6 protein-coding genes are annotated in these 16,841 nt (G+C 67.0%); 2 read left to right on the top strand and 4 right to left on the bottom strand.

The window, feature by feature from the left end:
• Window positions 1–142 precede the first annotated feature (142 nt).
• The 4 genes from ACFVBH_RS38010 to ACFVBH_RS37995 are packed head-to-tail and all read right to left on the bottom strand — an operon-like array spanning window position 143 to window position 8,169.
• Entirely contained in the window at window positions 143–1,396 is a 1,254-nt protein-coding gene (locus ACFVBH_RS38010) for a TIGR02679 family protein (protein WP_379009715.1), read from the bottom strand.
• Window positions 1,393–5,520: a TIGR02680 family protein gene (locus tag ACFVBH_RS38005; RefSeq protein WP_379009710.1), complete on the bottom strand. Its 4,128-nt coding sequence runs from the start codon at window positions 5,518–5,520 to the stop codon at window positions 1,393–1,395. The genes ACFVBH_RS38010 and ACFVBH_RS38005 overlap by 4 nt, the downstream gene beginning before the upstream one ends.
• Window positions 5,521–5,530: 10 nt before the next feature.
• On the bottom strand, window positions 5,531–6,691 hold the full coding sequence (locus ACFVBH_RS38000) for a TIGR02678 family protein (protein ID WP_379009705.1): 1,161 nt from the start codon (window positions 6,689–6,691) through the stop codon (window positions 5,531–5,533).
• Window positions 6,688–8,169, bottom strand: coding sequence for a TIGR02677 family protein (locus ACFVBH_RS37995; RefSeq protein ID WP_379009701.1), 1,482 nt, complete (start codon window positions 8,167–8,169; stop codon window positions 6,688–6,690). Before ACFVBH_RS37995 ends, ACFVBH_RS38000 begins: the two co-directional genes overlap by 4 nt.
• Window positions 8,170–8,520: 351 nt before the next feature.
• Here ACFVBH_RS37995 and ACFVBH_RS37990 point away from each other — a divergent pair, with 351 nt between their 5' ends.
• Together ACFVBH_RS37990 and ACFVBH_RS37985 are read left to right on the top strand one after the other, a co-directional pair.
• Window positions 8,521–11,907 (top strand): hypothetical protein, encoded by a 3,387-nt coding sequence (locus ACFVBH_RS37990; protein ID WP_379009698.1) that lies wholly within the window; start codon window positions 8,521–8,523, stop codon window positions 11,905–11,907.
• Complete coding sequence (locus tag ACFVBH_RS37985) at window positions 11,904–16,841, top strand: DEAD/DEAH box helicase (protein ID WP_379009695.1); 4,938 nt, start codon at window positions 11,904–11,906, stop codon at window positions 16,839–16,841. The genes ACFVBH_RS37990 and ACFVBH_RS37985 overlap by 4 nt, the downstream gene beginning before the upstream one ends.

Genomic DNA, 16,841 nt, shown 5'->3' with positions numbered 1-16,841 from the left:
ATGTACAGCAGTTTCCGGGTCGGGGGTGGCAGCTCGACCGGCTGCGTCGTGGCTCTCGCGGGTCGCTGTGCCCCTGCCCGAAGCCTGTACACCTCGTTCGACAACTGTCCACCCCGCATGGTCACAGGATAGTTGTGGGCGTTCACGGTATTGCGGTTGTGGATCCACCGCTTCTGAGATCGTCGAGAAGGGTTGTGAGCACGGCTTCCTCGTGTACCGCCCGGCCCGCGCGCATCATCGCTCGCCCCAGTTGTGGATCCCACGGCGTCTCGACCGCGGCTCCGAGCAGCGGAATGTGGTGAATCCCCGAATCCACGGCGGTGAGGTAGTCCGCGGTGCTCATCCGCCACGGTTCGGCTCCGCCGGCGAACAACCGTGCCGCTATCGCCACCCCCGGCCAGTCGAAGTCACCGTGGTAGCGGATCGGAACACGTTCGGCGAGTGCCATTCCCGCCGAAGCGGGATTGCCGCTGAAGCACACCAGCGGGCTGTCGACGCCGATGTCGGCGGCACGCTGCAATACCTGAGGGTTTTCGCAGGCCGAGATGATGACTCCGGGTTCGGCCAGCGCCGCGGTGGTGCGGGTGAGCTCGGCGAGGGTCAGGTGAGTGATCAGTTCGAGGTCGGCTCGGGCCCGCATCATGGCGGACCAGGAGTCGCCGCCGGGAGGGCGGAGGTTCCAGGTGATCACGGTGCCCGAGATGGTATCCGCGGACACCGAGACTCGTTCCCACAGAGCGATTCTGGCGCGTGGGGTGTTGGGGTCCGGGAGGTCGAACGCGAAACCGAGGGCGCGTAGGACGAGCCGCCCGGCGAGCCGGTCGTTATCGAGGGCGTGCGCGTCGCCGGTGAGTGCGGCGGCGAGTTCGCCGAGCATTCTGGGCGGCGGGGTGGAATCCAGGAGTGTCGCGAGTGCGCGGGCGGCTACATCGAACTCGTGCGCGGCGCGCTCGCCCGCGCGCACCAGCAGGCCGGAGGTGTGCAGCCACCGAACGTAGGGCCGCGCCCATGTCGCGTTCGCGAGACCGTTGGCCACCAGGGCGGCGTCCACGACGGACCAGAGTTCGGCGACCCGGGTATCTCGGGCAAGGCGTTCGGACGGGCGGTCACGCAGCGGCCCGCCGGTGAGCTCGGCGACGATCGCGACGAGTCCGCGCGCCGCGACGCTGCGCAACAGCGCGGTATCGAGCTCGGGCAGCGCGATCGCGCGGCTTCCCGTCGCGACTCGACGACCCAGCAACCCGGACAGCTGCGCCGCCCCGGACTCGTCCAGCTCGACCCGGACCGATCCTTCGATCGAATGCCCGTTGCGCTCCAGTCGTTTTCGAATATCGGTCCACAGCTCGGTCAGCGCCGGGTCCGCCAGATACGTTCGAAAGGCCGGTGGGAGAGTCATCCCGGACGCACCGCCTGCATGTAGGTGCGGTTCTTGCCGTCCCAGTGGATCCAGGTCGGGATCACCGCGCTGCCGCCGATTCGGCGTATCTCGTAGATGTCCAGGGCCGGCACCTCGGGAACCGTGCCCCACAGGGCATGCCCGGTCATCACGAAGTCGATGTCCAGGCGTACCAGCAGGCCCATGAGTTCGCCGATGGCCTTGTCGTCGACCTTGGCGAAGGCGTCATCGAGCAGGACCAGGCGGAGCGCGGTGGCGGCTTCCGGCAGTCCGGACAGGTATCCGTCGGCTGCCGCGAACAGCGCGATGTACGAGACGAATCGGGTTTCGCCCTGAGAGATCTTGGCGCGTCGGGAGATTCGTTGCCGCTGCTGTGGCCCGGGGCCCAGAATGTCCACATCGACGCGGTGCCAGGATCGGTAGTCGAGTGCTCCGCGCAGGTGGGTGGTGTAGCCGCTGCTGGGGTCGGCGGCGCGCAAGGCTTCCACCCGGTCGCGGACCAGCGTGATGAGCTCCTCGCTGTCGGCTTCGGACCGCACTTGATCGGCGATCTCGACCAGCGCGAGCAGCCGATTCAACTCCGGATCTGGATTATCGAGGTTCCAGGAGATGGCCACCCCGATGCCGTGGCTGGTGCGGGTGCCCGCCAAGCTGTCGTTCATGGCGGTGATCAGCACCCGGGCCTGATGGATTCGACGGCGCAGTTCATCGGTGACAGCTCCGAGCACGAAGTGGGTGAACACCTCTCGCTCCCGCTGGGTCAGCGCCTGCCGTCCCTGCTCCACCCGGTGTTCGAGATGGGAGAGCAGTGCCGTGCAGTCGTGGTGGTCGTCGATGCCGTCCACATGGACCAGATGCACGCCCTGTTCGACATGCTGTGCGACGTCGAGTTGCCCGGTGGTGTCGGCACCGAATCGGCTGAGCGCGCTGAGCAACTGGTTGACACTGAACGGCTTACGCGCGTTCAGCGCGGTGTGGGCCGAGCGTGCGGTGTGGCGGGCGTGGTCTGGGTCGGTGGTGTGGGCGATGGTGTCGATGTCCAGCCCGGTGGCCGCCACCACGCCCGGCAAACGGAGTCGGGCGTTGAAGAGTTCGGCGGCGGTGCGCAGCCCTTCGGAACGCTGATCGACGTTCCGGGCGGCGAAGCCGAGATCGTTTTCGGTCGTGGCGTGTTCGATCCCCAGCGCTGTGAGGTTCGCGCGCAACCGGCCGAGTTCGTCTTTCGTGCGCTTGGCCTCACCGGTTGTCAGCTCGAGTTCCGCGGTGAGTTCTTCCAGCGGCAGGTTCAGGGTTTCCCGCAGAGTGGCCAGACCCACCGCGTCGGTGTGCCATTCGAGGCGGGAGGCTTCGGCTTCGCTTTCGAGTCGGCGTCGTTCATTGCGCGCGAGCTCGAAATCCGACGCCGAACGCCGGGCCCGTTCGGTCGCCTCGGTCACGAATTCCCAGGCCGTGGCGAGCTCGGTGCACGCGGATGCCGCTGTGGCACAGTTTTTCTCAGCGGTCAGCAGTTCGTCCGCGTCGATCGGCAGTCCCATTCCGGCGCAGAGCGTGCGATGGTTGTCGGATTCCGCACTCCAGGCGGTGCGCGCGTCCGATGCCGTGCCCTGTGCGGTGCGCTGCTTCGCGGCCGACCGAGCGGCACGTTCGGCGGCCCGGAGGGCGGAGCTGCGGGCGGTGATCAGTTCCCGCGCCCGCGGAGCGCGGCGCATCTGATCGTCGAGCTCATGTCGGCGGGTTCGCAATCGGGTACGTTCGGCGTCGCGATCGGCTGCCGCCCGGTCGAGTTCACCGAGCAGCTCGGCGATCTCAGCCAGCCGTGCCGCTCGCGTGCTCGCCCGTGCGGTGGCGCCGATATGCCGGGCTTCGGGTTGGTGGTGGCGGCCGGCCAGTGCGCCGTTTCGCCAGCTGCCGTCGGTGCTCACGGTCGTGACCGCAGTCGGGTCGGCCAAGCCGATGCGCTCCAGCACGCCGTCGATGAATGCGGTGGGTAGGTCGGTGGCGGAGTCGGCCCGCAGTGCCCGTGACAGCGGGGAACGGGCGGGGTCGCCGGTCGGCTGGATCATCACCGCGCCGTCGACCGTGCGCACCGACCCGTCCGCGCGCACGGTCGCGGTCAACAGGCCCGATGCCAGCAGCGCGGCTTCCAATCCCGCACGGTCGCTCGCGGACAGCTCCGGATGAAAGTCGACCACGCGCCACAGCGGCAGACCCGCGTGCGTGGTGTGCCACGGCGCGTTCGGCGGCAGCGGGTCGTGGGCCGCGCGTAGCCTTTCGGCTTCGGTGTCAAGGCTGTGCCGGGTTGCAGTATCCGCGTGATCGAGTTGGCGCAGCATGCCCAACTGTGCGGCCAGCTCGTCACGGAACGGTGCGGCAGCCGATTCCGCGAGTTCGTCGAGCGATGCCAGTACGCCATCGATGGCGGGATTCGCACCGCACAGGGCTTCGGAATCGTCGAGTACCGCCGTGATCGACGGCTGGGTCCATTCGATATTCGGCAGCAGCCGCGCGGTCTCCGGCGCTGAAAGCCACTGCCGCCAGGCGCTGTTCAGCGCGACGGCGAGATCATCCCGCTCCTCGGCCGCGCTCGCCGCGTCCTGATGGTCGTGCTCGGCGTTCTCTCGGGCGTGTTCGGCCGCGGATTCCAGTTCCCGCACCCGAACGTATTCCCGGTCCAGCCGGACGGCCTCCTGTCGGCGGCGGCCCGCCTGGTCGCCGCGGTGGGTGGCGATCGCTCCGCATCGTCGGGCGGACTCGGCCACCGGTGTGTTGTCGCCGGGCCGCAACTCGGTGCCGAGGATAACCGGACGCTCGTTGGTGACAGGCCCCTGATCCAAGGAGTCCATGATCGTGTCCACCGCAACGGGTGAGCTCGTGTCCCGGCAGGTGATACCGGAGGGCAGATCAGAGTGCGCGAGCCCCACGGTGACGAGTCCGTCCACGGCCGCGTGCAACCGCTTCGCGCTCGTGTGTGCGGCGCGCCGTACCTCGTTGTACAGCTCCGTCGCGGTGGTCGCTGCCTGGCTCTCGCTACCGCGCGCCGTCCGCGCCGCACGCAGGGCACGTTCGGCGGTGGCCCGCAAGGTGGATACGACCTTTTCCCGTTGCTTCAGATCGTCCGCTTGTTTGAACAGCGGGTTGATTCGCATATTCTCGATCGCGACGTCCAGTTCGCGGGCTGTTTCCTCCAGTTCGCCTTCGCGAGTTCGCGAGTGCGCGAGCGTCTCGGCCAGCCCGCGCAGCCGGATCTCGAGTTGCCCGTGTTTCACCTGGGCGTCGAGCAGTCCGCTGACGGCCTCATCGACCGTGGTGGCCGAATCGGCCAGCACCGTGGTGGCATAGGAGCGGTAGGCGGTATGGAACTGGCGCACGTGGCCCAGCGTGGTGGCCAGCCGTTCCTGTGCCAGCCGGGTTTCGGTGAGATCGTCCAGCTGTTCCCCGGCTTTGTCCAGAGTCTGTTCGCTCAGCGGCGGTAGTGCCTCGGACAGGATCTGCGGGAGCCGTCCCTCATCGATGCGGTTACCGACATCGGGGGCCCGCAGGGTGTGCAGCAACTGCATCAGGCCGGCGAATCGGTCCCGTCCCAGCTCCCCGTGCAGCCCGAATACCTTGCTGCGCACCACTTCCTGGTGCTGGTCGGCGGTACCGAGATGCTGTGCGCCGACCAGTTCGGTCAATGCCTCACGCGCGAGTGGTTCGCGATCGGAGCCCATGAGCTGTAGTTCGTGCCCGACTCGCAACGCGGTGGTGAAGTACCTGACCTCGCAGCGCTTCGCCGAGGCGCTGTACTTGATGTGAGCTCCGAGAGTGAGGAACTCCCCGGACCGCGCCAGTTCCAGCCAGAGATAACCGACCCGATTGACCTGTCCGCGCGCACCGGTGCGCATCAGGTCCTCCAGGTTGACCCTGTTCGACCCGGTCGCGTCCATCCGTCGCCGGTTGGCGTCCAGCAGGAACGGCAGCAGCATCTCGAGCGCGCGGGACTTTCCGGAACCGTTGGTTCCGCGCAGAATCAGCCTGCCGCCGGAGATGGCGAACTCGGTGTCGAGATAGTGCCAGACATTGACCACACCAGCGCGCGAGAGCCGCCAGCGCCGATCGAAATGCTTTCGCTGGTTGACCGACATGCGGCTGCTCCTAGGTCTCGAGGGTCAGCTGGACGCCGCTGGACACCGTCCGCGGCCGATAGCGAGCGACGGGTGCGTGCAGGCGCAGCCCGTGCTCGCTCGGTGTCGCGAGCCGTAGCGCGCCCAGCAGTGCGACGACGTCGGAGCGTAGGACGCTGATCGAATCCGCGTACTCGGCTCGCCAGGCGCGGCTGTGCTGTTCGACCAACGTGGTCAGCGCCGAATCCACGGTTGCCCAGCTGAATTCACGGTCTTCGGCGGGGTTGTCCGCCGACTGGTCGAGCAGTGCGCCGATCAGCAGCAGCGCCGCCTGCTTGAGACTGCCACTGCCGGGGAACTCGATATCGCTCAGCGAATCCGCGGGGTCGTAAGCCAATGCGCCTTCGGCACGCACCTCCAGGGTCAGCCCGAAGTTCTCCGCCAGCAGTCGAGTCAGCTGCGATCGTTCCCGTGAGAGGACGTCAACCTCCTCCGGGGACAGGTCCGCGCGCAGCACGACCGGGTCTTCGGTGAGCCGACGGCGCAGCCGACGCCGAGGCGCGCTGGACTCGGGTTCGAGGATGTCGGACGGTGTGGCGTTCGGGCCGATCGGGCGAACGAGCAGGAACGGCAGCACCGGCCGGCACACCGTGAGCAACGCCTCTTCGCCGTCACGATCGCTCCACTGCGCCACCGTGCCATCGGTTTCGGTGAGCACACCCCAGTCGATGAGCGCCGTCAGCGCCGCGACGAGCTGTCGCCGATCGGAGATGCTGTCGGAGAACGAGATTCCTTGCTCGGCGGCATCGGAACGAATCTGCGCGACCAGCTGGGAGACCAGGATCTGCGTACCCACGCCCGGGGCCAGCAGTGCCGAGCAGGCCATGGCCACCAGCGTGTAGGTTCGCGCCCCGAACGGCGTGCCCGCCCGCCGGGCAATGACCCGGTTCGGGGCCTGGTGTTCCGGAGGGAGTTTGGCGAGGCGGGCGAAGGACGCTTCGACGGTGAGCTGATATCCGAGCTGTGCATTGAACATCGTGCGCAGAGGCGTCGCGTGCCGGCGGATCAGCGCGAGCGTGTCGGGGGTACGGGCGGCGGTGACGATGGGGGTGCGCAGGAGGGCGCGTGCCGCCTCACGCAGGGCCGCCGCGTCGTGGCTTCGAGTGTTCAGCGATCGGTCGGTGTCGGTCACTGTGCCAACCCCAGGCTCGGTGCCGCGCCGGAGGCGATCGCCCGGACCGAGAGTGTGTACCCGGCGACGGTCAAAGTGCCGTCGGGACAGTGCACCACCGTGCCCGCGCCCGGCGCGGCGCGCAGCACCACACCGAGGTCGTAGTTGGTGGTTTCGGCGGTTGTCGCCGGATCCGGGTTGGTGGCCAGCAGCCGGGCCAGCTCATCGAGCAGCAGGGTACGGGCATCGGGGGACAGGGACGCGCCGTCGAGCCGACCCGCTGCGGCCAGCTCTGCTGCGGCGGCCTGACCACGCTCGCGTTCGGCGCGTGCCGCCGCTTCCACCAGCGCGCGATCGGTGGTCGTATCGGGTACCCGCGCGGTCCGTCCCCGCGCCACCCGATTCCCCCGATCCCGCAGCGACACCGGGACATCGATCGGGTCGGCGGTAGCCCACGACGTCATGGGCCCCACCCGCGGATCGGGCTCGTCGGGCCCCAACATCAAGTGCCGCGCGGACCAGGTACCGAAGGCGGCGGCGAACAACCGCTCAGCCTCCGCATCGGCGGACCGGTCCAACCAGACCGCGAGCCGCAGCAGGTCCGCGCGCCGCGAATACCCCGTCGCCGACGCATCGAGCATGCGCTTCGCATTGGCGAGCAACTGCCCCAGCGCCTGGCTCGCCGCGGCGCGCAGCTGCGCCGGACCCGATTCGCTGCCGGTCCCGTCGTACCACTGCCGCAACTGTTCCCATTCGACCCGGGTCCGGCCGCTCGACCGCTCGACGGTGGTCACGTCCCCCAGTGTCAGGCCCGGCACGGCATCGAGTACCGCGAGCAGCTCATCGATACGTTCGATGAGCTGGTCGAGGCGCTCCGCGATGAGTGGGGCGTGCCGATTGACATCGGCGGTGATCAGGTCGATGTAGTCCAGCAGCAGGGTTTTGAAGTGCTTGTATTCCTGCCCCTGGAGATCGAACCGGGTCAGCACCCCCGAGAGATAGGCGTAGAAGTCGGTGACGCTCGCGGTGAACAGCCGCTGATTGTTGAAGATGGTCGTCACGAGTCCCGCCAACCGTTCGGCGCGCTCGGGGGTGACGGGCGCGTCCAGTAGAGTGCGAATCTCGCCCAATGCCTGCGCGATCTGGCCCAGCAGTTCCCGGGCCACCTCGCGTGCGCCGTCACTGGCCTCCATGATTTCCATGGCGGTGCGGTGCACCCGCCCACCGAGACCTGACACCTGGTACCGCGATCTGGCGCGTAGATAGTCCGCCACCGTGCTCACTCGCGAATCCCGCAGCGAGGGAACCAGATTTCCCCACTTGACGAGTTGCCGGCAGCGTACTTCGGCGGTGTCTGCGTCGAGTTGGGATCCGTCCTCGGCCAGTTGCTCGGCGACCGTACTGGCCGACATGTCGGCCAGTAGTGAGGCCGTGAACCGGGTCATGATGGCGATGTAGTCCACGCGTTCCTCTGCGGTGAGGTAGCGGAACAGGTCCAAATGTGTTGGTTCTCTTCGGGATTCCGGCAACTTCACACCCCCTCGGTGCCGTGCTGAGTCACTGGGGAACACGATAGACGGGGTACCCGACAGACTTGTGGTACTCGAGTGAAGGTCGTAACCCGGCTGGTGGCTGAGTCGCCCGATATGACTTCTTCGAGGTGCTTTCGCCGGCCCGGACTCGAAATCGGGATGGGTCCCCATTGACGAATTGCCGGCCGGACACGCACGAGCTTGTCCGATCGAGGTTCATGAGTTCGCAAATATGTTCGAATTTGTTGTTCCGGTTGGAAATTTGTCGGTGGGATGTGTCACAGTCGCCGCAGGATTCGAGGGGGAAGGGCCGGTGTCATGGGGCAGTCGTTCGTGGCTGATTTGGCGGGGGATGAGGAGTTCCGGCTCAGTCGTGAATTGGCACGGGTGCGAATGGTTTTCGAACTCGATCTCGACGACGATGAGATCTGCCGGGTGCGGGAACTCTTCGGCGCGATGGCGGTTCGGTTCGGTTCGCGGCTGGGGGCGCGCCCATTGATCCGGAAGTACCCGGCGCTGTGCCTGATCACTCTGGTCGGCCACGCGGGCTTGGCCTACGACCAAGGACGCTACTGGGAGAGCTTCTTCGCGGAATTGGGGATGGACCGCGATCAAGACTTCGAGAACGCGCTACGCGCTGAGCTCGGCCCGCTTCTGAAGCGGTTCGGGCTGCGTGAATTTCCCGAACTCCAGGGACACTACGTGCAACTGATGGCAATGCACGCCGGTATCCCGGTGCACTGCCTCGGAGATCTGATCCAGGTGATCGAGCATCATCTGGCAGTGGGTCGGGAGCGCAGTGGCGCGGCGGTATTCGAGTGGCTCACCGAACCAGGAATGGCGTACCGGCTCAATCAGCTCGATGTCCCGGTGCGAAATTTCCTCCAGCTCGGCGGGGAGATGGCGGTCGACATCGTCGATCGGATACTGGACTTCCTGGAGTACGTCGCGGCGCACCCTGAGGTGGGTAGTGATCTCGAGGTGGATTCCGCGACCACCGGGCTGCCCACGGTATTGCTCAACGGGTTGATAGACCACATCGGTGAGCATTCGCTGGGGCGGAAGCAGCTGATTCGCCGGAACGTGCCCGTCATCGGATATTCCACGCAGGACGACCAGGTCGTCGTGCGCCTGCCCTACCCGGAGACCGCATCCGAACTGCCGTGGCGGGTCGCGGTCAACGGAGAGGTTCGTGAGGTGTATTCCGAACGGGGCTGGGGGATTGCCGAGGACGGTGACCATCCATTGACTCCGTTCCCGGTCGTACGTCCGGCGCGGGATCTGGTGCTGCGTCACGACGGTTCGGGTGTCGAGCATCGAATAATGCTGGTGGACAAGGGAGATCCGCTGCTGCTCTTCGATCTCGATGGCGTACTTCTGCCTCGCCGTAGCGCACTGCCGCGCGACAGCGTGCTCGCGATGCATCCGAACGACGTCGATCTCGTCGATGTGGCGACCGGCGCCACGGTGCGATCGGATGAAGATTTCCGAACCCCGACCGGCTGGCGTGGGTGGCGGGCGCACACGGTGGATCTGTCCGTTCACAACGCGATCCAGTTGCGTGGCCGGGCCGGGAACCGGCTCGGGGTGCCGCGTGAGATTCGTGCGGTAGGCGCTCCCCGGCTCGAGCTGGCGGATGGATTGGAAGGGGTGACGAGCGGGAGCGGGTTGACGGTGTATGCGGCGCGGCCGCTCATCGAGTTGCCCCCGTGCACGGACCCGGATCCGCATGTGTGGCGGGTCCGCGTACGTCGTTCGGGCGCGGCGGATTTGCTGAGCGACCAGGAGTGGGAGTCGGGCCCGGAGCAGAGCATGCTGGATCCCTTCGACGGCCTCGATCCGGGTCTGCTCGGGCTCTACGACATCGTGGTCACCGGCCCGCTCGGCTCGGACCTGCGGTGCGGCGTCTTCATGGCGGAGGGGCTGTCCGTCGAGCACAGCCACACCTTCCGGGTTCCGGTGCCCGGTGGTCTGTCCGCCTGTGAAACGCTGCTCGACTGCGCGATGCCACTGTGGTCGGATCGCGACCTGCTGACGTTCGGGACCGAGAGCCGGGAGGCTCGCGTCGAGATCGGCAGCGGCGACACGGTTCACACCCTGGTGATCACTCCGCCCTACTTCGAATCCCGTACGGACGAGCTGGGCGCGCCCGCACAATGGCGAACCGCGCCCCAGGTGCTCACCCCATCGGATTTCGAAACCGCGGCCCTGGTCGCGGCCAGGGTGCCTGGGTTTGTCACCGCCGACTTCGCGATCATGAACGCCGCCGGTCGGATCGTCCAGGTCGAGACCCCGGATGTGCCGCTGGAGAACGTCTTTCAGATCTCCACCCGGGTGTTCGCCGACACGATGCGGCAACTCGGCTCGGCTGAGTTGGTCGCGCGAATCGACGACCCCGCCGGTACCTCTCACACGGTCGTCATGGCCCGCGTGCAGCCCACCCAGCTGTGCGGTGCGATTCGTGTGGACGAGCGCGATCTGGTGTTCCAGGACTGTGTCTCGGCGGAGTTGGGTGTGTTCGCCTGGGCGGGCACCGCACCGTGGCTCGCGCCCTGGCAACTGACCATCACCGACGGTCGGGCTCCGCTGCCGGACGAATTGTGTTCCGCCGGTGACTTGCTCATCCAGGTGTTCGTGGATGACCCGTGGCTGAGTGTGGCGCCGCCTCCACGCCCCGAGGACACCGCGGTGCGTGTCCCACAGCCGGGGTGGATGCGCGATGAGAACTCCCCGCGTGAGGGACTGTCTCGCTTCCTGGCCGGGGTTGGCCCTCCGCCCCGTAGCGGTGGTGCGATGGCCGAGGCGTGGGCCGCGCTCGCGGCATTGCCGTCGGTGCGATCGAGTACGGCAGTCGAGATAGTGCGCGGCGGGCTGATCGGTGTGCTCGCCTCCGATGCTCGCGAAGCACTGGACATGCTGGGCGGCAGCATGATTCCCGCGGCGGAGATGGTCTCGCTGCTGATACGTACCGGTCTCGCCGAGCGCCCGTACGCCTCGGCGGTGGTCACCGAGCATCTGCACGTGAACCCATGGATCGGCTGTCTCATCGAAATCGCGGGCCTGCCCTACCAGGCATCCTGGCGCACCGACGCACCGGAGAAATGGGAGCAGCTGATCGGGTATCTGCGCAGCCAGGGCGGTGCGTGGCTGCCCGAACTCATCGAGGGGCGGGTGGGTAACGCCCGAGCCGGTGTCTTCGACGCCACGGTCGAGCAGTTGCATCAGCTGCCCACCGCGCAGCTGGAAGAGTTGTACCTGGCCTCGCAACTGGTCCCGGGCGCGCTGTTGGACGAGGACACCCGGACCGACGCGACCATGGCCGCGTTCCGGGTCCGGCGCGAATGGGCCATCGACCCGGCGAGTCAGATCCTGGCCGCCGGAACAGCCGCGGCGCTACGGCAGATCAGGCGGGTCGCACCGCTGGTGTACGACCTGATCGACGGGCGCAACGCGGCACTGGACGGCGTCGACGTCGCGGCACATCCGTGGATGCTGTTGTCGGTGCAGTCGCTGACCATGGCGGCCCTCGCGCGGCTCGATGCCCGAGGCCGATTCGGTAGCAGCCCGCCGATCGGCCGCGATATGCGGGAGGCGTGGGCGCGGATGGCCCAGCTGTGCCCGGACCTGGTCGTGACCGACCTCCTGATCGCCGAGGCCCTGGCGACCGCCCAGACTCATCCCGAATTGATCGGAGCAGCACGATGATCGAACGACTCGATCCGCTGGCGGCCGGCGCCGATATCGAAGCCGCCTACAAGCGCTACTTGAAAACCCTGCTCGCACCCCGTGACCCGGGTCTGGCCGCTGCTTTCGATCATGCGGTGGACAGCACGTCGATGCTGACGAAGGGCCCGCTGCTGGAGCTGACGCCGCCGTACGCGCCGGGCGGCTCGCTGCGGGAGTTGATGGCCGAAGGTGTCCTGCATCCGGGTTTCGCGCGTATGTCGGCCACGATCGACCTGGACCGGCCGCTCTACCGGCATCAGGAAACCGCGGTGCGCAAGGCGGTGGCGGGGCGAAATCTGGTGGTCAGCACCGGAACCGGTTCGGGCAAGACCGAGAGCTTCCTGCTGCCGATCTTCAACGCGCTGCTCGCCGAACACGCGGCGGGCAGGCTGGGACCGGGTGTGCGGGCGCTGCTGCTCTACCCGATGAACGCGCTGGCGAACGATCAGCTGAAGCGATTGCGCGGTCTGCTCGCCGCGTGCCCGGAGATCACCTTCGGTCGCTACACCGGGGAGACGAAGCAGGACTCGCGGGAGGCTGAGCGGCTCTTCCAGACCCTGCATCCGGGGCAGCCCAGACTGCCGAACGAACTGCTCAGTCGTGCCGAGATGCAGGCGAACCCGCCGCACATCCTGCTGACCAACTACGCCATGCTCGAGTACCTGCTGCTGCGACCGGCGGATCTGGATCTGTTCGACGGCGAGTACGCCGGCACCTGGCGGTTCATCGCCCTGGATGAGGCGCACGTGTACGACGGCGCGCAGGGGTCCGAGGTGGCACTGCTGCTGCGGCGGCTGCGCGAACGTGTCGCGCGGGGTACGCGATTGCAGTGCATCGCGACATCGGCGTCGCTGACCGGCAAGACCGAACAGACACAGGGCCCGGAGGCGACCGATTTCGCCACCCGCCTGTTCGACGCACCGTTCGAATTCGTCGAGGACGACCCCGCTCGGCAGGATTTGGTGATCGCCACCCGAGCGCCACGCCACGACATCCCTGCCTGGACGATTCCCGATGCCGAACTGCTGAGTCTCGCCGATCCGGCCGCCGATCTGAGTGTACTGGGAAATCGTTCTCGAACTGGCGATTACGCGGACGCGCTGCACTCGGAACAGCGAATCACCGATGTGAAGGCGGTGGTGTCCCGCGGCCCCGTCGATGTGCGCACTTTGGCCGCGAAGCTGTGGCCGGGCGACGAGACCGACGTCGCCGCCACGAAGATCGAGGCGCTGGTCGCGCTGGGCTCGAAAGTGCATGACACCGACGGTAATCCGGTGCTGTCGGCGCGCTACCACATGTTCGTCCGGGCGACCGAGGGTGCATTCGTTAGTTTCACCGACGGACCGCCGCGGGTTTTCCTGGGCCGCCACGAGATCGACCCCGAGACCGGGCGAGCGGTCTTCGAGTTCGGTACCTGTCAGCGTTGCGGCGCGGTGCATCTCGCCGGTCAGGTCGATGCCGTGCAGGGACGAGAGTTCTTCCGCCCGGCCAAGAGCGAGGATTCGGAATCGGTGCGGTGGCTGGTGCTGACCGAGGGCACCGTGGAGAGTCTGCTCGATGAGGACGAGCAAACTCTCTCCGATGATCCGGTGTCCGAGACCGGCAAGGTGCGCCAGCTGTGCACCGGATGCGGTGCGCTGGGAGCCGGAGTCGGCCGGTGTTCCGGGCCGGGGTGTCCGGGAGGCCCGGTGCTGCGGGTGCGCGAACACCCGGTGAAGACGCGGGTGATGAGCACGTGCACGGAATGCGGTGCGCGGTCGCGGCAGGTGATCCGCAGGCTGCGCACCGATGCCAACGCCGCGCCCGCCGTGATCACCACGGCTCTGTACCAGCACATCCCGGTCGCGGCCGATGAGACCGCCGACCAGGTGGGCGAGGGTCGCAAACTGCTGATGTTCTCCGATTCGCGGCAGGCGGCCGCGTTCGCCGCGCCCTATTTGGCGCGCACCTACGGTCGAATGCTCGAAAGGCACTATCTGACCCGGGCGCTGCTGGACCCACGCAATGGCGGTGAGCTGCTCTCGGTCGCGGATCTGGCGGCCGCGACGCGCGAGATCGCGATCGACGCCGGACATTTCGATGAACGAGTGACCCCTCGCACGGTGCTGCGGGTGGTGAATCCGTGGGTCATGGCCGAGTTGATGACCATGGAACAACGTCAGTCCCTCGAAGGGCTGGGCCTGATGCGGGTCTCGTTGTTCCGGCCGAAAAGCCTCGCGGTGCCCAAACCCCTGCTGCAACTGGGGTTGTCCGAATCCGAATGCTGGAGTTTGTTCGAAGAACTCGTCCGGACCGTTCGGCACCAGGGCGCGTTGTCGCTGCTGCCGGATGTCGATATCAAGGACGCGATCTTCGAGCCGCGCAATACCCTCATTCACCTTCGGTCCATGGATTCGGACTCCGCGCGCCGCATTATCAGTTGGCTCCCCGGTGGTGGGCCGTCGACGACCAACAGCCGAATTCTGCTCGTGCGCAAGCTTCTCCAGTCGATCGGGTCTCCGCTGGATGCCCGGCTCGTGCTGGAGGGCTGTTGGAAGTTCCTCAGCGCGAACAAGTATTTCGAGGAGAGCCGGCACAAGACCGCCGGGGTGCTCTATCGGGTCGACCAGGAGCAATTGCGCATCACCCGCGGCATGGACTGCCGCTGGTATCAGTGCTCGTCGTGTCGTCGACTGACGCCCAACGACATTCGCGGGCTCTGCCCGTACGGATCGTGCGATGGCCTACTCGTCGAGTTCATACTGCCCGCCGCGGACAGCGACCCCAACCACTACCGGACCATGTACCGCACCCTTAGTCCGGCTCCGCTGACCGCGCAGGAGCACACCGCCCAGTGGGAGGCGACCGAGGCGGCGGATATTCAGCGTCGCTTCATTTCCGGTGAGGTGAACGTGCTGTCCTGCTCGACGACGTTCGAACTGGGTGTGGACGTGGGCGACTTGCAGTCGGTGGTGCTGCGGAACATGCCGCCCAAGACCGCGAACTACGTGCAGCGGGCCGGGCGCGCCGGACGCCGGGCCGCGTCCGCGGCCCTGGTGCTTACCTTCGCAAAGCGTGGCTCGCACGATCTGTCGAAGTTCCAGAATCCCGAGTCGATGATCGCCGGTGAGATGCGGATTCCGTGGATTCCGGTCGATAACGAGCGCATCGCCCGGCGGCACGCGCATTCGGTGGCTCTGTCGGCGTACTTCCGGTTCCGCTTCGAGCGGGACAAGGTGAGTTGGCGGCACGCCGGAGAGTTCTTCATGCCCGGACCGGATGGTCAGGATTCGGCCGCCGCGCAGGTCCGGCTGTTCCTGACCCCGGTTTCGCCCGCGGTGCGCGCCGCGCTGAGTACGGTGCTGCCCGCATCGGTCGCGGCCGCGATCGGGGTCGCGGACGATTCCTGGGTACACCGGCTGTGTGAGCTGCTGGATCTGGCGGAGCGCGATATCCGCGACGATATGGACACCTTCCGCACGCTGATCGCCGAGGCGGCGCAGGCGGAGAAATTCGCACTCGCGGGCCGACTGCGCAATACGCTGCGCACCATCGAGGAACGCCAGCTCTTGGGCTACCTGGCGAACAAGAACATCCTGCCCAAGTACGGTTTTCCGGTCGATACGGTGGATCTGCGCACCTCACACTGCGATTCGGAGGTCGGCCGCAAACTCGAACTCAGTCGCGACCTGAGCCAGGCCATCTTCGACTACGCGCCGGGCAATCAGATCGTCGCGGGCGGCAAGGTCTTCACCTCCCGTGGTCTGCGCAAACTGCCCAAGCGCGAACTCGAGGAGCTGCACTACCGGGTGTGCCGCGAATGCGGCCGGTTCGAATGCGGGCACGCGCTGGATTCGTCGGCCGGATGCCCCAGCTGCGGTGAGGACTTCGGGCAGATCCGCACCTGCGTGGTGCCCGAATTCGGCTTCGTCGCGGACAGTCAGGTCGATGATGTGAAAGCCGAACCGCCGCAACGGCTCTGGGGTGGGGCGAGCTATGTCGAGACGATCGGTGAGGTGACCCGGACCTATCAGTGCGCGACCGAAGGCACGCAGATCCAAGCGCGGGCGGGGATTCGCGCCCGGATGGCGGTGATCGCCGAGGGGCACGGTGGCGGATTCAGCCTGTGTGAGTGGTGTGGCTGGGCCGAGGCGGTGACCGATCGCAAGACCCGCCGCGCCACGCACAACCGACCCGATACCGGGAAATCGTGTGCCGGCAGGCTGCACCGTGTTTCGCTGGCGCACCGCTACGAGACCGACGTCGCCGAATTCACCTTCGAGGACATGTCCTACGACAAGGACTCCGAGTCCAATTGGCTTTCGGTGCTCTACGCGCTGCTGGAGGGCGCGTCCGAGGCGCTGGAGATCAGCCGGGACGATATCGACGGCACGCTGTCGTGGAGTGTGGATGGGCGACGCAGCATCGTGCTGTTCGATACCGTGCCCGCTGGAGCCGGTGCGTCGAAGAAGATCGCCGAGAACCTGGAATTGGTCATCTCACACGCGGTACGCCGGGTCACCTCGTGCGACTGCGGGGTCGAGACCTCCTGCTACGGATGCCTGCGCTCGTTCCGCAACGACCGACTGCACGAAAGGCTCTCGCGCGCCGGAGCGTTGACCGTGTTCGCGAAACTGGGAGTGGCGGCCTGGGCGGCCGAACCCGACCGGCCCTGGGGCGAGTCGATGGTCGGAATATCGGCTCCGGTCGTGGCACTGCTGGCCGAACTCGAAGCTCTCGGGGTGACCCGGCCCGATATCGGGATCGAGACCGGCAAGCATTACTGGCCGGTCGAAGCGGTATGGCCGCAGTGGCGCGTGGTGCTGGTCGAGCACACCGATCCCGAGCGCGACGAGGGATTGTCGGCCGACGGGTATCGCGTGTTCAATGCCGCCGACGCGGATGCCGGCCGACTGGCCGCGTCATTGCGGTAG

The sequence above is a fragment of the Nocardia sp. NPDC057668 genome (assembly GCF_042799795.1).
Lineage (GTDB): Bacteria > Actinomycetota > Actinomycetes > Mycobacteriales > Mycobacteriaceae > Nocardia.
This window is presented reverse-complemented; position numbering and strand designations above follow the sequence as displayed.